The sequence below is a fragment of the Pseudomonas sp. PDM15 genome (assembly GCF_014851565.1).
In the GTDB taxonomy this organism is placed as follows: domain Bacteria; phylum Pseudomonadota; class Gammaproteobacteria; order Pseudomonadales; family Pseudomonadaceae; genus Aquipseudomonas.
Genome location: NZ_JACVAA010000004.1, coordinates 268547 through 290345, shown reverse-complemented (window position 1 = coordinate 290345; position 21799 = coordinate 268547). Strand labels below are relative to the sequence as shown.

Annotated in this window: 19 protein-coding genes; 14 read left to right on the top strand and 5 right to left on the bottom strand. The window is 66.4% G+C overall.

The genetic code is table 11. The annotated features are described in order from the left end of the window. The first annotated feature begins 137 nt into the window (after positions 1-137). The 3 genes from IB232_RS12785 (at position 138) to IB232_RS12775 (ending at position 3072) form a co-directional block, all read left to right on the top strand. Complete coding sequence (locus tag IB232_RS12785) at positions 138-1112, top strand: aliphatic sulfonate ABC transporter substrate-binding protein (protein ID WP_192399010.1); 975 nt, start codon at positions 138-140, stop codon at positions 1110-1112. Then, on the top strand, positions 1102-2328 hold the full coding sequence (locus IB232_RS12780) for an acyl-CoA dehydrogenase family protein (protein ID WP_192399009.1): 1227 nt from the start codon (positions 1102-1104) through the stop codon (positions 2326-2328). The genes IB232_RS12785 and IB232_RS12780 overlap by 11 nt, the downstream gene beginning before the upstream one ends. A gap of 114 nt (positions 2329-2442) precedes the next feature. Beyond that, positions 2443-3072 (top strand): glutathione S-transferase family protein, encoded by a 630-nt coding sequence (locus IB232_RS12775; RefSeq protein ID WP_192399008.1) that lies wholly within the window; start codon positions 2443-2445, stop codon positions 3070-3072. On the opposite strand, the gene IB232_RS12770 is transcribed toward IB232_RS12775, so the two are convergent. Beyond that, positions 3069-3974 carry a sigma 54-interacting transcriptional regulator gene (locus IB232_RS12770; protein WP_192399007.1) on the bottom strand — a complete coding sequence of 302 codons (906 nt, stop codon included), beginning with the start codon at positions 3972-3974 and terminating at the stop codon, positions 3069-3071. The two genes, IB232_RS12775 and IB232_RS12770, sit on opposite strands and share 4 nt — an antisense overlap. A gap of 104 nt (positions 3975-4078) precedes the next feature. Then, on the bottom strand, positions 4079-4660 hold the full coding sequence (locus IB232_RS12765) for an RBBP9/YdeN family alpha/beta hydrolase (RefSeq protein ID WP_192399006.1): 582 nt from the start codon (positions 4658-4660) through the stop codon (positions 4079-4081). A 247-nt stretch (positions 4661-4907) separates the two neighbouring features. Between IB232_RS12765 and IB232_RS12760 the strand changes: the two genes are divergently transcribed. Then, the gene (locus IB232_RS12760) at positions 4908-6590 is read left to right on the top strand and encodes a hypothetical protein (RefSeq protein ID WP_192399005.1); all 1683 of its coding nucleotides are present in this window, start codon (positions 4908-4910) and stop codon (positions 6588-6590) included. A 7-nt stretch (positions 6591-6597) separates the two neighbouring features. Here the strand turns inward: IB232_RS12760 and IB232_RS12755 are convergent, their stop codons facing one another. Next, positions 6598-7566, bottom strand: a complete 969-nt coding sequence (locus tag IB232_RS12755) for a GGDEF domain-containing protein (RefSeq protein ID WP_192399004.1) — start codon at positions 7564-7566, stop codon at positions 6598-6600. Between the two features lie 268 nt (positions 7567-7834). Here IB232_RS12755 and oscA point away from each other — a divergent pair, with 268 nt between their 5' ends. The 6 genes from oscA to IB232_RS12725 all read left to right on the top strand — a co-directional run bounded on the left by oscA (position 7835) and on the right by IB232_RS12725 (position 12991). Next, on the top strand, positions 7835-8017 hold the full coding sequence (gene oscA, locus IB232_RS12750) for a sulfur starvation response protein OscA (RefSeq protein WP_137973777.1): 183 nt from the start codon (positions 7835-7837) through the stop codon (positions 8015-8017). A gap of 183 nt (positions 8018-8200) precedes the next feature. After that, complete coding sequence (locus tag IB232_RS12745) at positions 8201-9211, top strand: sulfate ABC transporter substrate-binding protein (RefSeq protein WP_192399003.1); 1011 nt, start codon at positions 8201-8203, stop codon at positions 9209-9211. Between the two features lie 145 nt (positions 9212-9356). Then, positions 9357-10175, top strand: coding sequence for a sulfate ABC transporter permease subunit CysT (gene cysT, locus IB232_RS12740; RefSeq protein WP_192399002.1), 819 nt, complete (start codon positions 9357-9359; stop codon positions 10173-10175). Positions 10176-10185: 10 nt separating this feature from the next. Next, a complete protein-coding gene (gene cysW, locus IB232_RS12735) occupies positions 10186-11058 on the top strand; it encodes a sulfate ABC transporter permease subunit CysW (RefSeq protein ID WP_192399001.1) in 873 nt (290 codons plus the stop codon). A gap of 3 nt (positions 11059-11061) precedes the next feature. Beyond that, positions 11062-12051, top strand: coding sequence for a sulfate/molybdate ABC transporter ATP-binding protein (locus tag IB232_RS12730; RefSeq protein WP_192399000.1), 990 nt, complete (start codon positions 11062-11064; stop codon positions 12049-12051). A 175-nt stretch (positions 12052-12226) separates the two neighbouring features. Continuing rightward, positions 12227-12991, top strand: a complete 765-nt coding sequence (locus IB232_RS12725; protein WP_192398999.1) for a hypothetical protein — start codon at positions 12227-12229, stop codon at positions 12989-12991. Between the two features lie 65 nt (positions 12992-13056). Here IB232_RS12725 and IB232_RS12720 read toward each other — a convergent pair whose 3' ends face one another. Continuing rightward, a complete protein-coding gene (locus IB232_RS12720) occupies positions 13057-13956 on the bottom strand; it encodes a LysR substrate-binding domain-containing protein (RefSeq protein WP_192398998.1) in 900 nt (299 codons plus the stop codon). 178 nt (positions 13957-14134) lie between these two features. On the opposite strand from IB232_RS12720, the gene IB232_RS12715 reads away from it, so the two are divergent. Then, entirely contained in the window at positions 14135-15316 is a 1182-nt protein-coding gene (locus IB232_RS12715; protein ID WP_192398997.1) for an acyl-CoA dehydrogenase, read from the top strand. Positions 15317-15449: 133 nt separating this feature from the next. Further along, on the top strand, positions 15450-16673 hold the full coding sequence (locus IB232_RS12710) for a CaiB/BaiF CoA transferase family protein (RefSeq protein WP_192398996.1): 1224 nt from the start codon (positions 15450-15452) through the stop codon (positions 16671-16673). Between the two features lie 36 nt (positions 16674-16709). Here IB232_RS12710 and IB232_RS12705 read toward each other — a convergent pair whose 3' ends face one another. Beyond that, complete coding sequence (locus tag IB232_RS12705; protein ID WP_192398995.1) at positions 16710-18182, bottom strand: FadR/GntR family transcriptional regulator; 1473 nt, start codon at positions 18180-18182, stop codon at positions 16710-16712. 220 nt (positions 18183-18402) lie between these two features. Here IB232_RS12705 and IB232_RS12700 point away from each other — a divergent pair, with 220 nt between their 5' ends. Together IB232_RS12700 and IB232_RS12695 are read left to right on the top strand one after the other, a co-directional pair. Then, positions 18403-19734: a spinster family MFS transporter gene (locus IB232_RS12700; RefSeq protein ID WP_192398994.1), complete on the top strand. Its 1332-nt coding sequence runs from the start codon at positions 18403-18405 to the stop codon at positions 19732-19734. A gap of 231 nt (positions 19735-19965) precedes the next feature. Next, complete coding sequence (locus IB232_RS12695; RefSeq protein WP_192398993.1) at positions 19966-21795, top strand: DUF1302 domain-containing protein; 1830 nt, start codon at positions 19966-19968, stop codon at positions 21793-21795. Positions 21796-21799 lie beyond the last annotated feature (4 nt).

The following is a 21799-nucleotide window of genomic DNA, read 5'->3' as shown; positions in this document are numbered from 1 at the left end:
TGAAAAGTATTTGCAGGCTGTTTTTTAGATCGACTAGCTTTGCCCTACCGGATCACCGGACTTCGCCCTGTTTCTTTTGAAGTTTCCGTGTTCCGCCGCCTCGTACCGTCGGGACGCGCCCTGACAAGAGGCCTGTCATGTCCCGTCATCTGCTCTCCCGCCGGACCCTGCTCGGCCTCGGCCTGAGCCTCGGGCTGTTCGCCGCCCTGCCCGCCCACGCCGAAACCGCCCTGCGCATCGGCTACCAGAAATCCTCCACCCTGATCAGCCTGCTGAAGAGCCAGGGCACCCTGGAAAAAGCCCTGGCCGGTCAGGACATCAAGGTCAGCTGGCACGAGTTCGCCAGCGGCCAGCCACTGCTCGAGGCACTCAACGTCGGCAATATCGACCTGTCCGCCGATGTCGCCGACACCGTACCGGTATTCGCCCAGGCTGCCGGCGCCAAGCTCGCCTACTTCGCCCAGGAAGCGCCCTCGCCGGCAGCCCAGGCCATCCTGGTGCGCGATGGCTCGCCGCTGCAGGCCCTGGCCGACCTCAAGGGCAAGAAGGTGGCGGTGACCAAAGCTGCCGGCGCCCACTATCTGCTGATCGCCGCGCTGGCCAAGGCCAATCTGAAATTCAGCGACATCCAGCCGGCCTACCTGACCCCGGCCGACGGCCGCGCTGCCTTCGAGAACGGCAAGGTCGACGCCTGGGTGATCTGGGAACCCTTCCTCAGCGCCGCCCAGCGCCAGCTGCCGACCCGCACCCTGACGGACAGCCAGGGCCTGGCCAGCTACCAGCGTTACTACCTGACCAGCAACCGCTTCGCCGCCGAGCACCCGCAGGTGCTGCGGACCGTGTATGGCGAGCTGGTCAAGGCCGGCGAATGGCTGCGCGCCAACCCGGCCGACGCGGCGAAGATCCTCCGTCCGCTGTGGGGCAACCTCGACTCGGCCATCGTCCAGCAGGCCAACGGCCGCCGCAGTTATCAGGTGCGCGCCGTGCAGCCGGGCAGCCTGGCCGAGCAGCAGAAGATCGCCGACGCCTTCTTCGCCGAGGGCCTGCTGCCCAAGCGCGTGGACGCCAGCCAGGTGGCCATATGGCAACCGGAGCCACGCGATGGCCAGTGAAGCCCGCCACCTGCATCCACAGGCCGAACCACTGCTGGATGCGCGGCTGTTCCCCGCCGACTTCGGCAACCTCACCGCGCGGGTCGAACGCCTGGCGCGCAAGCTGGCGGAAAGCGCCGTGGAGCGTGACCGCCGCGGCGGCCATGCGCGCACCGAGCGCGAGCTGATCCGCGACAGCGGCCTGCTGAGCCTGGCCATTCCGCAGCGCTTCGATGGCCAGGAACGCTCTTGGCCGGAGATCTACCGCATCGTCCGCCACCTGGCCGCGGCAGACAGCTCGCTGGCCCACTTGTTCGCCTTCAACCACCTGCAGGTGGCGACCATCCTCCTGCATGGCAGCGCCGAGCAGCAGCGCCACTGGCTGACCCGCGCGGTGCGCGAGCGCTGGTTCTGGGGCAACGCCACCAATGGCCGCGACCTCGGCCTGAGCCTGGCGCAGCGTGAGGAGCACTTCGAGCTGAACGGGCGCAAGTCGTTCTGCTCCGGCGCCCTCGGCTCCGATGCCCTGGTGGTCAGCGCGCCGCGCGGCAGCAGCACCACGGAGCGGGTGTTCCTGGTGCTGCCGGCGCAGCGCGAAGGCCTGGCGATCAACGATGACTGGGATGCCTTCGGCCAGCGCCAGACTGACAGCGGCACGGTGCAGTTCGAGAGCGTCTTCGTCGACCGCGACGAGCTGCTGGTGTCCGGCGGCCAGAGCCCGCGTAGCAGCCTGCGGGTCTGCGTGTCGCAACTGATCCTCACCCAGCTCTACCTGGGCAACGCTCAGGGCGCGCTGGACGGCGCCCTGCGTTACACCCGCGAGCAGGCGCGCCCCTGGCCCGGCGCCGGGGTCGATGAGGCACGCGAAGACCCGTTCATCCAGAAACGCTACGGCGAATTCTGGTTGCTCTATCGCGGCGCCCTGCTGCTGGCCGAGCAGGCAGCCGAGCGTCTGCAGCGGGCCTGGGACAAACCGGCCCTGGGCGCCGCCGAGCGCGGCGAGGTGGCACTACTGATCGCCGAGGCACGGGTCGCTTCGGCCCGTGCGGCACTGGAGATCACCAGCCAGGTGTTCGAGGCCATGGGCGCCCGCGCCACCGCCTCGCGCTACGGCTTCGACCGCTTCTGGCGCAACGTGCGGGTGCACAGCCTGCACGACCCGCTGGACTACAAGGTGCGCGACATCGGCCAGTGGCTGACCAGCGGCGTAGCGCCGACGCCGTCGCTGTACTCCTGATCGCTGTTTTCGCGGGAGCCGTTACCAGGCAGGGCGGCTCCCGTTTTTTATTCCCGCCTGACAGCACCCCTCGCCTGGACTAGGGTTCATTACCCGACCAGACCGGAGGCTGTCATGCAACAGGACCGCCGCATCACCTTCTTTCACTCGCCGCGCAGCCGCTCCACCGGCACCGCCATCCTGCTCCAGGAGCTGCACGCCGATTACCGCCCGCGCCTCCTCAGCATCAAGCAAGGGCAGACGCGCCAGGCGGAGTACCTGGCGATCAACCCGATGGGCAAGGTGCCGGCCATTCTGCACGGCAACACCCTGATCACCGAGCAGGGCGCGGTGTTCATCTACCTCAGCGACCTGTACCCGGAAGCCGGCCTCACCCCGCCGTTGGGCGACCCGCAGCGCGGCGCCTGGCTGCGCTGGCTGGTGTTCTACGGTTCGAGCTTCGAGCCGGCCATCGCCGACCGCGCCCAACAGCATGTGCCGCCGCAGTCGATGAGCCCCTATGGCGACTTCGACACCATGCTCGACACCCTGGTGCAGCAGCTGGAGCAGGGGCCATACCTGCTCGGCGAACGCCTGAGCAGTGCCGACATCCTCTGGGGTACGGCGCTGAAATGGACGGTCGGCTTCGGCGTGGTGCCGGAGCTGCCGGTGATCCAGGCCTACGTCGAGCGCATCGCCGCGCGCCCCTCGGTGGTCAAGGTCGCCGAGCTGGAAGCGCAGTGGCTGGAGCAGCTCGGCGACTAGCTCGCCAGGCGCTGGCGCAGCAGCTCGCGCTCCTCGTCACTGAGCAGCACCAGCTGGCGTTCGATGGCCTGCAGCAGTGAGCCCGCCGGCAGGTTGAGGTGCTGCGGCAGGATCTCAGCCCCGCTGCTCACCAGCAGGGCGAAGTGGATGACGTTCTCCAGCTCACGGGTATTGCCATGCCAGGGGTGGCCCTCCAGCGCCGCCTGGGCGGCCGCGCCGATCTGCGGGATATCCAGGCCCAGGCGCTGGGCGTAGATGCCGAGGAAGTACTCGGCCAGCGGCAGGATGTCGCCCGGCCGCTCACGTAGCGCCGGCAGCTCCAGGCGCCCCTCGTTGAGGTAGAGAAACAGCCGCTCGTTGAACTTGCCAGCGGCCACCGCCTGGGCCAGGTCGATGCTGGTGGCGGCCACCAGGCGCGCGTCCACCGGCGTCGCCTGCTGCCCGCCGACGCGCTGCACCTCGCGGGTCTCCAGGGCGCTGAGCAGCTTGCCCTGCAGCGCCAGCGGCAGGTCGCCGATCTCGTCCAGGTAGAGGGTGCCGCCATTGGCCGAACCGAACCAGCCGGCGCGGCTGCTGGCGGCCCCGGAATAGGCGCCGGCGGCATGGCCGAAAAGCTCGGCCTCGCCCCACTGCGGGCTGATGGCGCCGCAGTTGACGGCGACGAACAGGCCGCCGCGCTCGCTCTCGCGGTGCACGTGGCGGGCCAGCAGCTCCTTGCCGGTGCCGGTTTCACCGAGGATCAGCACCGGCAGCTCGGCGGTGGCCAGGCTATTGGCCTGCTCGCGCAGCTGGCGCGAGCGCGGGTCGACGAACACCAGCGCCTTGGCGCGGATGCTCAGCGGGCTCTTCTCGGTGTCGGCAAAGGTCAGCAGGGCTTGCTGGGGGAAGTCTGGGCGGCTCATTGCGAAATCTCTTGTCACGGCGAGCCGCCGACTGGCGGCTCAGATGGGAATGGGCTGGACGTGGCGCCGCGACGGGCACATTCGTGGCGCACGGCAACCGGTGTTCATGCGCGCAGGCGTTCCTGCTGCTCGATCTGACGTTGCAGGCGGTACAGGTAGGCGAAGCCCTGCTCCCAGCGCTGGTGGCCGGACTTCACGTTGATGTGCCCGACTCCCGGCAGGATGGCGGCCTGGGCGCCCCAGGCGCGGGCCAGTTCGAGGGCGCGCGGTGCGCTGGCGGCGTGGTCGTTGTCCGAGCCGACCAGCAAGCTGGGGAACGGCAGCAGCTCGCGGGAGATCGGGGCAAAGCCGCGCAGCGCCTCGGGACAGCCGGCACGCTCGACATCGGCCGGCGCCACCAGCAAGGCGCCGCGCACCTTGCGCAGGGATGCCAGCGGCGCCTGGGCGGCCCAGCGGGCCACGGTGACGCAGCCGAGGCTGTGCGCCACCAGGATCAGCGGGCCGCGGGCGGCGGCCACCTGCTGTTCCATGGCGGCGACCCAGCTGTGCGGGTCGGGGTTGTCCCAGTCCGCCTGTTCGACTCGGCTGGCGTGCGGCAGGTTGCGCTGCCAGTGACTCTGCCAATGGTCGTCCGGCGAACCCTGCCATCCTGGCAGGATCAGGTAACTGATGGTCTGGCTGGCCATGACGGGCCTCCTCGATACGTTCCGGAGGCCAGTCTAGGCAGGGATGAACTACAAGTTAAGGAATAAGAATTCATTTACTTATTCCATTTATACCAATACTCGTCTGCCGAACGGCCTGGCGACGGCCAGCATGCTCGGCTTTGCTTGAGTCTGTTCGCATCGTCCCGATGTCGTTCCAGTGGCGCCCTCCGGTCTTGCTCGCTCACTCCAACGTAGGACCGTTTCCACTCACGGAGGAGGCGCCGCCATGCCCGATGCCGCGGCCATCGCCTGGTTCAAGCAAGAGTTCCGCCCGCGCATCGAGCCAATGCTGCGCGGCACGCCCTTCACCCTCGACTTGCTCACCGCCATCGCCTGCCAGGAGACCGGCTACCTGTGGAACCGCCTGCGCAAGCAGATGCCGGTGGCGCGGGTGCTGCAGCTATGCGTCGGCGACACGCTGGACGCCAGCGCCGGGCGCCGCGCCTTCCCGCAGACCAAGGCCGAGCTGCTGAGCAAGCCCAACGGCCAGGCCATGTTCGACCTGGCGCGCCAGGCCCTGGTGGAGATGGCCGAGCACATACCCGACTACCGCAAGGCGGCCGCCAATCCGAACAAGTTCTGCCACGGCTTCGGCATCTTCCAGTACGACCTGCAGTTCTTCCTGCAGGAGCCGGACTACTTCCTGCAACGCCGCTACGCCGACTTCGACGCGGCCCTGGACAAGGCGGTCGGCGAGCTGCGCACCAAGCTGCGCCGCCTCGGCTGGGAGGGTAAAAGCAGCCTCAGCGACTTCGAGATGGCGGCCCTGGGCATCGCCTACAACCGCGGCAGCTTCACCCCGTCTAAGGGCCTCCGGCAGGGCTATTTCGACGGCACGCGCTACTACGGCGAGGCGCTGTTCGACTTCATCCGCCTGTGCCATACGGTCGATCCGGATGGTCCGAGCACACCAGCGACACCAGGCCAGGCGCCGCTGCCGCGGGTGGCCGAGCCCAGTGCGGCCGGCAAGCTGTTCGAGGTACAGGTCAGCAGCGGCATGCTGAACCTGCGCGCCAGCCCGGAGATACCCGCTAGGCCGGCAAGCAACCTACGCGGCTCGCTGCCGGATGGCCAGCTGGTGCAGGCCGTGGGCAGGCGCCAGGAGAACGGTTTCCTGGAGATCCAGACCCAGCTCAACGGCGCCCTGTTGCAGGGCTTCGTAGCGGCGCGCTATCTCAAACCGGCGCCCGACGGCAGCGTGCTGGCGCCACCGGCGAGCGCGCCGCAGGGCCTGCCCGAGGCGCATATGCCGCGCAAGGCCGGCGGCCTGACCAAGCGCAGCGAGGCGGCCAACGCCCACTCGCTGAACGAGAAGAACCAGCCCGGCCGCCAGGGCGAGAGTGCAGAGCAACGCCGCGCCGAACTGGCGACGATCATCGCCTGGCTGGCGGTGGATGAGCCCATTCACCTGCGCTACCAGCCAGGTAACGGCCGAACCTACTGCAATCTGTACGCCCACGATTACTGCCACCTGGCCGGTGCCTATCTGCCGCGGGTCTGGTGGAGCGCCGGCGCGCTGCTGCGCATGGGCCATGGCGAGACGGTAGCGGCGCACTACGGGCAGACCATCGAGGAGCAGCGGGCCAACGACCTGTTCCGCTGGCTGCGCGATTTCGGCGAGGGCTTCGCCTGGCGTCGCGCCGCCGACCTGGATGAACTGCAGCTGGAAGCCAACCAGGGCGCCATCGGCCTGATCGTGGCGCGGCGCAAGGTCGACGGCAAATCCGGACATATCGTCGTGGTGGTGCCAGAGTCGGGCGAGCTGCATGCCCGTCGCGACAGCGCTGGGCGAATTACCGCTCCACTGCAGAGCCAGGCAGGGGCGAGCAACTTCCGCTATGGCAACGGCAGGAGCGGCTGGTGGCGCGACGAGCAGTTCGCCGAGTTCGCCTTCTGGTTGCACCCTTAGGCGCGGCTCAGCCGAGGACGATACAGTCCTTGCCCTGGCGCTTGGCCTGGTACATGGCGGCGTCGGCGCGGGCGTACAGGTCTTCCAGTTCGTCACCTTCGCGCAGGCTGGTAATCCCTTGGCTGATGGTCACGCCGAAGCCCTGGCCATCGTTGTGGAACTGCAGGCGCTGCACCTCGCGCTGCAGACGCTCAGCCACCTGGCGCGCCTGCTCGCTGTCGCAGCCGGGGAAGACGATGGCAAACTCCTCGCCGCCGATGCGCCCGAACAGGTCGTCACGCCGCACCACGTAGGCGCCGCAGTGGGCCACGCGCTGCAGCACACGGTCACCCATCTGGTGGCCGTGACCGTCGTTGATCTTCTTGAAGTCGTCGATATCCAGCAGCAGGAACGACAGCGGCCGGCCGTTGGCGACCGCCTCGTCGAACAGCGTGCCGGCCTGCTCGAAGAAATGCCGGCGGTTGCTCGCGCCGGTCAGCACATCGCTGGTGGCCAGGCGATGCAGCTCGCTCTGCAGCACCTTCTTCTCGGTGATGTCCTCGGCGATGCCGACGATCAGGGTCTGCCCGCCGAACAAGTTGGGCGGGCTGATGAAGCACTTGTCGCTGAGCCAGCGCACCTCGCCGTCGCCACGGATGATGCGGTACTCACGCTGCTCCACCGAGCCTACTTCCAGCACCGACGCCAGGCTCTGCGCGGCGTACTCCATGTCGTCCGGATAGATGCTGTTGATCCACTCGTTGTAGTCGGCCAGCAGCAGCGCGGCGCTGCGGCCGAAGATCTGCTCATACGCCGGGCTGACGTAGACCACCTTCTGCTGCTCCCAGTCGAAGGCCCACAGCACGGCGTTGAGGCCGGCCAGCAGACTGCTCACCAGCAGCTCGCGCTCACGCAGGCGCTCGACCTCGCCCCGGCTGTGCAACAGCGCCAGGGTCAGGGTTTCCAGCTCGCTGGGAGCCTGCTCGTTGTCGTCCATCGGACGTCGCCTTGTCACGTTCATGTACTGAAGACTATGCGCCCTGCCGACCCGCTGGCGAGGGTGGCAGCCGGGCGTTGTGACGAGTGGCAGAAATTTCGACTCCGCAGTCAGGAAGCGGGAACCCGGAGCGGATTCTGCGGTATATCGAAGCCAAATAGATCATCAAGGAATAAATAAATGATTAAACATTCTTTTTAAGAATATATATCTCACCCCTACTATCCGCTCCACGCCCAACCCCGGGCCCCATCCAAGGAGCAGAGTCATGAGCGCAACTCTCAGAAGCGTCGAAGGCCAGGACGAAGCCGGCATCCTGCGCGAAATCCAAGTAGCCCTGCAGAACCTGCGTTTCGGTTCGGTGGAAATCACCGTGCACAACGGCCAGGTGGTGCAGATCGAGCGCAAGGAAAAATTCCGCCTGCAGGCGCAGAACGCCAAGCAGGCCTGAACACCGCGAAACCCGACTGGACAACCGGAGGGCGCCACCCATGAAAGCCAGCACACCCGCCACGAGCATGCCCATGCAGCGGCCCGGTCGTTGCCCAGCGCGAATGCGTCAGTGAGCGCCACGGCACCTCCGCAACGCCCCTAAGCCAACACAGAACAACATTCGAGATTCAGGAGCTGCACCATGTCCATTCGTCGTTTCGCCCTGGCCGCACTGGCCTCCGCACTGACCTCTGTCCTGGTCGTCGGCCAAGCCGCCGCCGCTGCGGAAATCCTCAACGTGTCCTACGACCCGACCCGCGAGCTGTATCAGGAGTACAACGCCGCCTTCAACAAGCACTGGACCGCCCAAGGCAAAGAAGCCGTGACCATCCAGCAATCCCACGGCGGCTCGGGCAAACAGGCCCGCGCCGTGATCGACGGCCTCAAGGCCGACGTGGTGACCCTGGCCCTTGCCGGCGATATCGACGAGCTGAACAAGCTCGGCAAGCTGATCCCCGCCGACTGGCAGAGCCGCCTGCCGCAATCCAGCACGCCGTACACCTCGACCATCGTGTTCCTGGTGCGCAAGGGCAACCCGAAGGGCATCAAGGACTGGGGCGACCTGACCAAAGAGGGCGTGGAAGTCATCACCCCGAACCCGAAAACCTCCGGCGGCGCACGCTGGAACTTCCTGGCCGCCTGGGCCTGGGCCAAGCAGACCTACGGTAGCGATGCCAAGGCGCAGGAATACGTGAAGAACCTGTACCAGCACGTACCGGTACTGGACACCGGTGCCCGCGGCTCGACCATCACCTTCGTCAACAACCAGATCGGCGACGTGCTGCTGGCCTGGGAAAACGAAGCCTTCCTGGCCCTGAAGGAACAGGGTGGCGACCAGTTCGAGATCGTCGCACCGAGCCTGTCCATCCTGGCCGAGCCGCCGGTGGCCGTGGTCGACAAGAACGTCGACAAGAAAGGCACCCGTGAAGTAGCCACCGCCTACCTGCAGTACCTGTACAGCGAGGAAGGCCAGCGCATCGCCGCGAAGAACTTCTACCGTCCACGTGACGAGAAGGTCGCCGCCGAATACGCCAAGCAGTTCCCGCAGCTGAAGCTGGTGACCATCGACAAGGACTTCAACGGCTGGAAGGAAGCCCAGCCGAAGTTCTTCAACGACGGCGGCATCTTCGACCAGATCTACCAGGCGCAGTAAGCGGCTGAAAGCAGCCACAGGCCGATGACCTCGACCTGTGGCTTCCTGGTGCTCAGGACGGAGCGATCCGCGTGATAACCGCAACACCGGCTCACGCGGGCGGCCTCCGCCCCAAGGCGCTTCACAACGGAATAAGGGACAGACAATGTCACGCCGCATTTCCCCCGTCATACCCGGCTTCGGGCTGACGCTGGGCTACACCCTGGTGTACCTCAGCCTGTTGGTGCTGATTCCCCTGGGTGCCATGTTCGTCCACGCCGCCCAGCTCAGCTGGGAGCAGATCTGGACCATCATCAGCGCGCCGCGCGTGCTCGCTGCGCTGAAACTGAGCTTCTCCACCGCCCTTGCCGCCGCCGTTGTCAACGGCATCATCGGCACGCTGCTGGCCTGGGTGCTGGTGCGCTACGACTTCCCCGGACGCAAGCTGATCGACGCCATGATCGACCTGCCGTTCGCCCTGCCCACCGCCGTCGCCGGTATCGCCCTCACCGCGCTGTACGCCCCGGCCGGCCTGGTCGGGCAGATCGCCACCTGGCTCGGTTTCAAGATCGCCTACACCCCGCTGGGCATCACCCTGGCACTGACCTTCGTCACCCTGCCCTTCGTGGTGCGCACCATCCAGCCGGTGCTGGCGGACATTCCGCGCGAAGTCGAAGAGGCCGCCGCCTGCCTCGGTGCTAAGCCGCTGCAGGTGTTCCGCCACGTGCTGGTGCCGGCGCTGTTACCGGCCTGGCTGACCGGCTTCGCCCTGGCCTTCGCCCGCGGCGTCGGCGAGTACGGCTCGGTCATCTTCATCGCCGGCAACATGCCGATGAAGACCGAGATCCTGCCGCTGCTGATCATGGTCAAGCTCGACCAGTACGACTACCACGGCGCCACCACCATCGGTGTGCTGATGCTGGTGGTCTCCTTCATCCTGCTGCTGCTGATCAATCTGCTGCAGCGCCGCATCGAACGCCCGTAAGGAGGCCGCCATGACGACTACAACCCTGTCGGCCAGCGCCGCCGCCAACGCCGCACGGCGTGGCAGCGCGGCCGGGCGCATCGCCCTGATCGTCGGTGCCTGGCTGGCCTTTACGATTTTCCTGCTGCTACCGCTTCTGGTGGTGCTGCACGAGGCGCTGAAGCTCGGCCTGGGCACCTTCTTCACCGCGCTGATCGAGCCGGATGCGATCAGCGCCCTGAAGCTAACCCTGCTCGCCGTGGGCATCTCGGTGCCGCTCAACCTGGTGTTCGGCGTGGCCGCCGCCTGGTGCGTGAGCAAGTACGAGTTCACCGGCAAGAGCATCCTGGTGACGCTGATCGACCTGCCGTTCTCGGTCTCTCCGGTCATCGCCGGCCTGATCTATGTGCTGCTGTTCGGCGCCCAGGGCTTCTTCGGCGAATGGCTGCAGGAGCGTGATATCCAGATCATCTTCGCCCTGCCCGGCATCGTCCTGGCCACCGTGTTCGTCACCGTGCCCTTCGTCGCCCGCGAACTGATCCCGCTGATGCAGGAACAGGGCACCCAGGAAGAGGAAGCCGCGCGCCTGCTCGGCGCCAACGGCTGGCAGATGTTTTGGCACGTGACCCTGCCCAACATCAAATGGGGCCTGATCTACGGCGTGGTGCTGTGCGCCGCTCGGGCCATGGGCGAGTTCGGCGCGGTGTCGGTGGTGTCCGGTCACATCCGTGGCTACACCAACACCCTGCCGCTGCATGTCGAGATTCTCTACAACGAATACAACCACGTCGCCGCGTTCAGCGTGGCCAGCCTGCTACTGGCCCTGGCCCTGATCATCCTGCTGCTCAAGCAGTGGAGCGAAGCGCGTCTGTCCCGCCTCAAATCGAATGCCGACGAGGAATAAGCCATGTCCATCGAAATCCGCAACGTCAGCAAGCATTTCGGCGCCTTTCGCGCGCTCAACGACATCAACCTGGACATCAACAGCGGCGAGCTGGTGGCCCTGCTCGGCCCGTCCGGCTGCGGCAAGACCAGCCTGCTGCGCATCATCGCCGGCCTGGAAACCCCGGACACCGGCAATATCGTGTTCCACGGCGAGGACGTGTCGCGCCATGACGTGCGCGATCGCAATGTCGGCTTCGTCTTTCAACACTATGCGTTGTTCCGCCATATGACCGTGTTCGACAACGTCGCTTTCGGCCTGCGCATGAAGCCCAAGGGCGAAAAGCCCAGCGAGCAGGAGATCGCCGAGCGCGTGCATGAGCTGCTCAACATGGTGCAGCTCGACTGGCTCTCCGACCGCTACCCCGAGCAGCTGTCCGGCGGCCAGCGCCAGCGCATCGCCCTGGCCCGCGCCTTGGCGGTGAAGCCCAAGGTGCTGCTGCTCGACGAACCCTTCGGCGCCCTGGACGCCAAGGTGCGCAAGGAGCTGCGCCGCTGGCTGGCACGCCTGCACGAAGAAGTGCATCTGACCAGCGTGTTCGTTACCCACGACCAGGAAGAAGCCATGGAAGTGGCCGACCGCATCGTGGTGATGAACAAGGGCGTGATCGAGCAGATCGGCTCGCCGGGTGAGGTCTATGAGAAGCCGGCCAGCGACTTCGTCTACCACTTCCTCGGCGACTCCAACCGCCTGCACATCGGCGAGGACCAGCACCTGCTGTTCCGTCCGCACGAAGTCTCACTGTCGCGCCAGGCGGTGGAGGAACACCGCAGCGCCGAGGTTCGCGACATCCGCCCGCTCGGCGCGATCACCCGGGTGACCCTGAAGGTCGACGGCCAGGACGAGCTGATCGAGGCCGAGGTGGTCAAGGACCACGACAGTCTTACCGGATTGGCCCGCGGCGAGACGCTCTACTTCAAGCCCAAGGTCTGGCAGCAGCAGCCGTCCCTCTGAACCCGCTAGCACAGGCGGAGCCGCGTCGGCTCCGCGACGCCAAAAATGCGATGCAAATCACTCTTTTGGCTCATCCTTTGCTATGGCAAGCGCAGTAGGCTGTTGCGACTGCGCTGACGGCCATCTGGCCAACCCATACATACGCGCCGACAAGAATAATAAGGAGCGACCGGGGATGAATCGTAATCCTTTGATTCGATTGATTTTTTCCATCACGCTAGGGATTCTGACGACGGTTTCAGCCGTGGCTCAGGCCGCCGCCATGACCGCGGCCGAACAAGTACAGGTGTACGCTAGCCGCGCCACCAGCAGCCTGCTTCTGATCCGTGGCGAGGGCTTCCAGGAGGAGTATCTGACTCGTCTGGAGAAGGATATCGCCGATCTGGAGACTGCCTCCCAGGCCGCCATGAGCGCCAGCTCGGAAATTCCCGGATTGACCACCAAACTTGTTACCCAGTTACGCCTAGGTGTTTCCTTTGGCCCCAAAGAAGACGACATGCCCTGGAGCTATCCGCAGGATCTGGCGCAATCCCTGCGCGATCTGCTGACCGTGGCGCGTGCCGTTCCGAATGCCGATCCGGTCGGCGAACTGCCGGCCCAGGTCGAATATCTGGCCGTGCAGTACCTCAGCCGCTCCTACATCGGCAGCTTCGAAATCGCCCGTGAACAGCCGGACAACTACGTTGGCCAGGACGAGCGCGTTCTGGTGCCGCAGATCGACAAGGAACTGGGCGCCCTCGACGGCAAGGCCAACCCGGTGGTGGCCAAGCTGCAGACCCGCTGGAAGTTCCTGCGCGCCGCGCTGATGGACATGAACAGTGGCAGCAACGCCCTCGCCAGCACCTCCGGCCGCGCCTTCGCGCCGACCACGGTGGACCGCCACACTCGCTCCATGACCGGCCAGTGGATGTCGCTGGGCCAGGTCGCCGGTTCGCCGTAAGCGAGACGGCAAGTTATCAAGCCGGGCCAGTGCCCGGCTTTTTTATGCGCGCCAATCGGCCCCGCTCACGCCTCGCGATATTCGCCCGCCGCCTGCAGCAGCCAGTCGCGGAACGCGCGCAGGGCGGCGGACTCGGCCTTGCGCTCGGGAATCATCAGGTAATAGGCCTTGTCGCTGCTATGCAGCGCCGCCGGATACGCCGGCACCAGCCGCCCCTCGGCCAGCTCGCGCTGGATCAGGAAGGGCGGGATCAGCGCCACCCCCATGCCATGGCTGGCAGCCTGGGCCAGCATGGAAAACAGCTCGTAGCGCGGCCCGCCGAGATCGTGCGGCACGCTCAGGCCTTGGGCCGCGAACCACTGGCGCCAGGCATAGGGCCGGGTGGTCTGCTGCAGCAGCGGCAGGCGGGCCAGCTCGGTAGCCTCGAACTGCCCACGGCCGTCTAGCAGCTCCGGACTGCACACCGGCACAGGCTCCTCGGGCATCAGGAAATGCGCCTCGGTGCCTGACCATTCGGCATCGCCGAAGTAGATCGCCGCATCGAAGGCGGTATCGGCGAACAGGAAGGGTCGGGTGCGGTTGGTCAGATGCACCGTCACTTCGGGATGCAGGCGCTGGAAGTCCTTGAGGCGCGGCACCAGCCACTGGGTGGCGAAGGTCGGCACCACCGCCAGCTCGATGGCCACCGCGCCCTGCTGGCCCATGGCGGCCAGGGTGTCGCGTTCCACCGCATCGAGCTGCGCCGCCACCTTGCGACTATAGGCCAGGCCCGCCTCGGTCAGCTTGACCCCGCGCCGCGAGCGGCGGAACAGCTCGATACCGAGGAATTGCTCGAGCCCGGCGATCTGCCGGCAGATCGCGCTCTGGGTCAGCACCAATTCGTCGGCGGCCTTGGTGAAGCTCTGGTGGCGGGCGGCCGACTCGAACGCCACCAGGGCGGCGGTACTGGGAATCCTGCGGCGCATCTATGCCATGACCTCACTCGCAAACGAATAAATTGCCTGTTCAGGCTATCTCGGAGTGAGTTATTCGCACAACAGCGTGCAAAAACCTCGTTTGCCCGCAGCCGTCCCTGGGCCTAGTCTCTCTCCATCGCCCGGCCAAGCGCCGGTTTTCACTGCCCACCGTTTCGAGGAACCGCCCATGGCCGCCAAGGCAAGCTTCAACTGGATCGACCCGCTCCTGCTGGACCAGCAGCTGACCGAGGAAGAGCGCATGGTGCGCGACAGCGCCCAGCAGTTCGCCGCCGACAAGCTGGCCCCCCGCGTGCTGGAAGCCTTCCGCCACGAGCAGACCGACCCGGCGATCTTCCGCGAGATGGGCGAGACCGGCCTGCTCGGCGCCACCATCCCCGAGGCCTACGGCGGCAGCGGCCTGAACTATGTGTGCTACGGCCTGATCGCCCGCGAAGTGGAGCGCATCGACTCCGGCTATCGCTCGATGATGAGCGTGCAGTCCTCCCTGGTGATGGTGCCGATCTTCGAGTTCGGCAATGAGGCTACCAAGCAGAAGTACCTGCCCAAGCTGGCCAGCGGCGAATACATCGGCTGCTTCGGCCTGACCGAGCCGAACCACGGCTCCGACCCGGGCTCGATGATCACCCGCGCCAAGAAGGTCGACGGCGGCTACCGCATCAGCGGCAGCAAGATGTGGATCACCAACAGCCCGATCGCCGATGTGTTCGTGGTCTGGGCCAAGGATGACGCTGGCGAGATCCGCGGCTTCGTCCTGGAGAAGGGCTGGGAAGGCCTGAGCGCCCCGGCGATCCACGGCAAGGTCGGCCTGCGCGCCTCGATCACCGGAGAGATCGTTATGGACAACGTGTTCTGCCCGGAAGAGAACGCCTTCCCCGATGTGCGCGGCCTGAAAGGTCCGTTCACCTGCCTCAACTCCGCACGCTACGGCATCAGCTGGGGCGCCCTGGGCGCCGCCGAGTTCTGCTGGCATACCGCGCGCCAGTACACCCTGGATCGCACCCAGTTCGGCCGCCCGCTGGCGCAGACCCAGCTGATCCAGAAGAAGCTGGCCGACATGCAGACCGAGATCACCCTGGCCCTGCAGGGCTGCCTGCGCCTGGGCCGGATGAAGGATGAAGGTACCGCCGCGGTGGAAATCACCTCGATCATGAAGCGCAACAGCTGCGGCAAGTCCCTGGAAATCGCGCGTATGGCCCGCGACATGATGGGTGGCAACGGCATCAGCGACGAGTTCGGCGTGGCCCGTCACCTGGTCAACCTCGAGGTGGTCAACACCTACGAAGGTACCCACGACGTGCATGCGCTGATCCTCGGCCGCGCCCAGACCGGCCTGCAGGCGTTCTTCTAACCTAACGGTCCTCTCCTGGAAGGAGAGGGAGCTACCAATCCTTATCAGTTCGTAGGGTGGAAAACCGCGCAGCGTTTTCCCCCACAACCGGTGGATGGATAGAGCGCCATCCACCCTACAAAGGAACTTCGCCATGCCCGGCGCCCTGTCCCATATCCGCGTCCTCGACCTTTCCCGCGTGCTGGCCGGCCCTTGGGCCGGGCAGATCCTCGCCGACCTCGGCGCCGAGGTGATCAAGGTCGAGCGTCCCGGCAGCGGCGACGACACCCGCCACTGGGGCCCGCCCTACATCAAGGATGCCGACGGCAACGACAGCCGCGAGGCGGCGTACTTCCAGTGCGCCAACCGCAACAAGCAGTCGCTGACCCTGGACTTCACCCAGCCTGAGGGCCAGCGCCTGGTCCGCGAGTTGGCGGCGCAGTGCGACGTGATGCTGGAGAACTTCAAGGTCGGTGGCCTGGCCGCCTACGGCCTCGACCACGACGCGCTGAAGGCGGTCAATCCACGGCTGATCTACTGCTCGATCACCGGCTTCGGCCAGGACGGCCCCTACGCCAAGCGCGCCGGCTACGACTTCATGATCCAGGGCCTGGGCGGGCTGATGAGCCTGACCGGCAAGCCCGATGGCGAGGACGGTGCCGGACCGATGAAGGTCGGCGTGGCACTGACCGACATCCTCACCGGCCTGTACGCCACCGTCGGCGTGCTGGCCGCTTTGAGCGCCCGCGAGCAGAGCGGCCAGGGCCAGTACATCGATGTGGCCTTGCTCGACGTGCAGGTGGCCTGCCTGGCCAACCAGGCGATGAACTACCTGGCCACCGGCAGCGCGCCCAAGCGCCTGGGCAACGCCCACCCGAACATCGTGCCGTACCAGGACTTCCCCACCGCCGACGGCGATTTCATCCTCGCCGTGGGCAACGACGGACAGTTCCGCAAGTTTTGCGAGGTCGCCGGACTCCCGGCTTTGCCCGACGACTCGCGCTTTTCCACCAACAAGGCGCGCGTGGCGAACCGCGCCGAGCTGATTCCGCTGCTGCGCCAGACCACGGTGTTCAAGAGCACCGCCGAATGGGTCGCGCTACTCGAGGAAGCCGGGGTGCCGTGTGGGCCGATCAATGACCTGGCCCAGGTGTTCGCCGACCCGCAGGTGCAGGCCCGCGGCCTGCACATCGACATGCGCAACGGCATGGGTAGTGTCACTCCACAGGTGGCCAGCCCGCTGCGCCTGTCCGCCACCCCGGTGGACTACCGCCTGGCTCCGCCACTGCTCGGCGAGCATACCGACGCATTGCTGCGCCGCTTGCTCGGTCTGGACGACGGGCAGATCGCCAGCCTGCGCAACGCCGCGGTGATCTGACCCCCCGACGAGAACGGCCGGGGTCGGCTCCGCAGCCTAATCGCCTGTCAGGCCGAAGCCGGTCTCGATCAGGCGGATATGGTCGAGCATGCGCCGCCGCGCCAGGCTGGCATCGCCGGCCAGCACCGCGGCGCCCAGACGCGCCTGGTGCTCGCCGAGGCGCTGCAGAATCCATTGCGCCACGTCACCGCTGGGGTAGCTCTCCGCCACCGCGCTGAGCACCCGGGCGAACAGGGCTAGGGCACGGTTGCCACTGAGCTCGGCGATGCAGCGATCCAGCTCGCCGCTGCGGCGCAGACGCTCGGCGTCACTGGCGGAATGCAGCACTTCCATCACCGCCTGCAGGCGCTGCCGGCCAGCCTCGTCAAGACGCGCGGCGGCGAAACCGGCCACCGCCGGCTGCAGGGTCTTCCACACCGCATGAAAGTGTGGGCCGAGGGTGTCGGTCTGGCCCAGGTACTCCACCGCCAGGCGCACCGTGTAGCTGGGATCCGGCGTGTCCACCAGCAAGCCGCCGCCGGGACCACGGCGGCTACGCAGGATGGCGTGCAGCTCGAGAGTGCGCACAGCTTCGCGCAACACCGCCCGGCTGACCCCGTGCAGCGCCTGCAGGTCCGGCTCGGCGCCGATGCGCGAACCGGGGCCGAGACCGGAGGCGGCAATATTGCGCGCGATGACCACAGCCAGGCGGTGGCCGCTCTTGTCGTAGACCTTGCCGAAGGCGAAGTCCGGCGCCGCCGCCAGATGGCTCATAGCCGAGGTGGGGCCACGCTGCAGGCTGCCGCGCAGCTCGATGATCAGTTCACGGGTCAGCCGCAGCTTGTCGTAAACCCGCTCGCGCGCTTCCAGGCCGTTGCCGGCGATCAGCGCCTCCAGCAACTGGATCTTCAGCCGCCGCACCTGGCCGAACACCTCCTGCACCCGCAGCCAGGCATGCGGATCACGCGGCGTACGGCCACTGACGGTGACGCACTGCAGGGCCTCGAACAGCAGGCTGATGGCCGGGTTGCCGGCCACCTGGCAGATGAACTCGCGCACCTTGGTCAACAGTTGAAGCTCGGTGTTGAAGCAGCCGGGCTGCTCCTCGCCCAGCTCGGCGATCAGCAGGCGCGCCCGGGGAATCTCGGGCTCGTCCAGGCGTTCGGCTGCCAGCATCACCGCCTGTGATTCGACCAGTTCGCGTGCCTCGTACAGCTCGTCGAAACTGACGTCGGTCAGCTCCAGGTAGGTGGCCAGCGCCAGCGCCGCCGAGTCCCGTGCCGGGCGACTGATCACCAGGCCGCCGCCGCTGCCACGGCGCATGCTGACCACGCCGTGGCGCTCCAGCTGACGCACCGCCTCGCGCAGGGTGGAACGACAGACCCCGTAGCGCTCCATCAATTGCGCCTCGGAGCCGAACACCCGACCCACCGGCCAGCCAATGGCGGCAATGTCGCGCTGCAGCGATTCGGCCACCCGCTCGGCCAGCTTGGCTGGCCGTACGGCATCGATACCTGATGTACCCGACATGTTTGCCGCCCAATCCGTGGAGAAGGCGACACATTAGTCCAGTTTTTCCCGATTTAATACGGCACCGGCGCACAGATATTCGTCATAGGGCATCAGCCCGATTCAGCTCACTGATAACACCTTCGAGCGATATTAAGCCGCGCTTATACGGACCTAAGCTGGGATCACACCCGTCACCCCCAACGCGCGCCAGGAAGGCGCCGCGGAGAGCCTTGACCCCATGTCTAATAACAACAACGGTTATCCCTCCAGCCTTTCTGCCTGGATCACCGTGACCATCCTGATGGTCGCCTACGTGCTGTCATTCATCGACCGGCAGATCCTCAACCTGCTGGTGGGCCCGATCCGCCGCGACCTGGTGATCAGCGACACGCAGATGAGCCTGCTGATGGGCCTGTCCTTCGCCCTGTTCTACACCATCTGCGGCATTCCCCTCGGGCGTCTGGCCGACACCAAGAGCCGCCGTGGCCTGATCGCCATCGGTGTGCTGTTCTGGAGCGCCGCGACCGCCGCCTGTGGCATGGCCAAGCTGTACTGGCAGTTCCTCATCTGCCGCGTCGGCGTTGGCGTCGGCGAAGCGGCGCTGTCGCCGGCCGCCTATTCGTTGATCGCCGACAGCTTCCCGCCCAATCGCCGCGCCACCGCCATGGCGGTGTACGGCATGGGCGTGTACCTGGGCTCAGGTATCGCCTTCCTGCTCGGCGGCCTGGTGATCCAGTTCGCCTCGGCCCAGGGAGACGTGCATCTGCCGGTGCTCGGCGAAGTGCGCCCCTGGCAGCTGATATTCCTGATCCTCGGCGCTGCCGGCGTGCTATTCACCCTGCTGATGCTGGCCGTGCGCGAACCGGCCCGCCGCGGCGTGGGCGCCGGCGTGGCGGTACCGCTGGCCGAAGTCGGCCGCTATATCCGCAGCAACCGCCGCACCGTGCTGTGTCACAACCTCGGCTTCGCCGGCCTGGCCTTCGCCGGCTACGGCAGCGCCGCCTGGATCCCCACCTTCTACATCCGCACCTACGGCTGGGACGCCGGCCAGGTCGGTATCATCTACGGCTCCATCGTCGCCGTGTTCGGCTGCCTCGGCATCGTCTTCGGCGGGCGCCTGGCGGACTGGCTGGCCAAGCACGGGCGCAGCGACGCCAACATGCGGGTCGGCCTGTACGCCGCCATCGGCGCCCTGCCCTTCGTCCTGGCGTTCCCGCTGATGGATACCGCGTTCTGGTCCTGCGTGCTGATGGCGCCGACCGTGTTCTTCCTCAGCATGCCGTTCGGCGTGGCGCCGGCGGCGATCCAGGAGATCATGCCCAACTCCATGCGCGGTCAGGCCTCGGCGCTGTACCTGTTCGTCATCACCCTGATCGGCCTGGGCCTGGGCCCGACCGCCGTGGCCCTGGTGACCGACTTCGTGTTCGCCGACGACAACGCCCTGCGCTACTCGCTGCTGATCGTCACCGGCATCGCCGTGAGCGCTTCCGTGCTGCTGCTATGGCGCGGCCTGCATCCCTACCGCGAGAGCCTGCAGCGCCTGAAGCAGTGGTCGTTGAACCCGGCCTGAAGCGCGACGCCGCGTGACACCGCAAGCCCCGCCTCGGCGGGGCTTTTTCATTGTCCATGGGGTTTCGCTGATGACCCTGCATTCAGCCCGCTTCTGCACAGCGCCAAAGGCCGCTGCAGGGGCCTATTAATCCCTTCGAGCGACAGCGCAAATACGTCCTTGGTGCGCTTATGCGCCTGTCATCCGCTGGGTAGTGTGCGGCCAGTTGCACCCCCATTCACGGAGAGCCTCATGACAAAAACAACAAGGCCCGGAATCTTCCAGCCGCACACCCTCGCCCTGGCCATCGCCCTCGGCACCATTGCTCCGGCGCATGCCGTCAACTTCAACATCGGGGAGATCGAAGGCCAACTCGACTCGTCCATCTCGGTCGGCGCCAGCTGGTCGATGCGCAGTGCTGATCGGGACTACATCGGTGAAGCCAACGGCGGCACCGGCTTCACCCAGACCGGTGACGACGGTCGCCTGAACTTCAAGAAGGGCGAGACCTTCTCGAAGATCTTCAAGGGCATCCACGACCTCGAACTGAAATACGGCGACACCGGCGTATTCGTTCGCGGCAAGTACTGGTACGACTTCGAACTGAAGGACGAGCAGCGCCTTTGGAAGGACATCGACGACTCCAACCGCAAGCAGGCCGCTCAGTCCTCCGGCGCCGAGATCCTCGACGCCTTCGTCTACCACAACTACTCGATCGGCGAGCTGCCGGGCTCGGTGCGTGCGGGCAAGCAGGTGGTCAGCTGGGGTGAGAGCACCTTCATCGGCAACAGCATCAACTCGATCAACCCGATCGACGCCGCCGCCTTCCGCCGCCCCGGCGCGGAGATCAAGGAAGGCCTGATTCCAGTCAACATGTTCTACGTCTCGCAGAGCCTCACCGACCAACTGTCGGCCGAAGCCTTCTACCAGATCGAATGGGACCAGACGGTCGCCGACAACTGCGGCACCTTCTTCGCCAGCGCCGACGTGGTCGCCGACGGTTGCGACAACAACTACACTATCCTTGGCCCAAGCTCGATCGCCTCGATCCAGGCTGCCAAGGCCGGTGGCTTTGGCCCCGGCGCACAGGCTGCCATGGCTGAGGTGAACGTCACCGACGAGGGCCTGATCGTGCCGCGCGGTGGTGATCGCGACGCCAAGGACAGCGGCCAGTTCGGTACCGCGCTGCGCTGGATGGGTGACGAGGCGGAATACGCCGCCTACTTCCTCAACTACCACAGCCGCACGCCCAACCTGAGCATGCAGAACGCCAGCGCCGCGGACATCACCGCCGCCCTGACCACCCTCGGCGGCGCCCTGGCCCAGCCGATCCTGCTCGGCCGTGGCAGCTACTTCCTCGAGTACCCCGAGGACATCCGCCTGTATGGCCTGAGCTTCTCCACCTCGCTGCCCACCGGCACCGCCTGGTCCGGCGAGCTCAGCTACCGCCCGAACATGCCGCTGCAGATCAACACCACCGACATGACCGGCAAGCTGGCCACCAGCGTATCCGGCGGTCTGGCGGAAGGCGGCTTCGCTGGCGCACTGGCCCAGGCCAATGCCATCAGCCGCGGCTACAACCGCAAGGAAGTGACACAGGCGCAGACCACCCTGACCCACTTCTTTGATCAGGTCATGGGCGCCGATCGCCTGACCCTGGTGGGTGAAGCCGGCATCACCCGTATCGGCGGTCTGGAGCGTCAGAGCGAAGTGCGTTATGGCCGCGACTCGATCTACGGCTCGCCCTACGGTACCGCCGCTTCCAACATCGCCTCCGCCAATGAATACGGCTACCACGGCTTCTACACCAGCACCTCCTGGGGCTATCGCGCCCGTGCGGTGTGGGACTACAGCAACGTGTTCGCCGGCATCAACCTCAAGCCGAACCTCTCCTGGTCGCACGACGTGGACGGTTACGGTCCGGTGTTCAACGAAGGCGCCAAGGCGGTCAGCGTCGGCCTCGACGCCGAATACGCCAACACCTACACCGCCAGCCTGTCCTACACCGACTTCTTCGGTGGCGACTACAACCCGATCGAAGACCGCGACTTCCTCGCGTTCAGCGTCGGCGTGAACTTCTAATTCG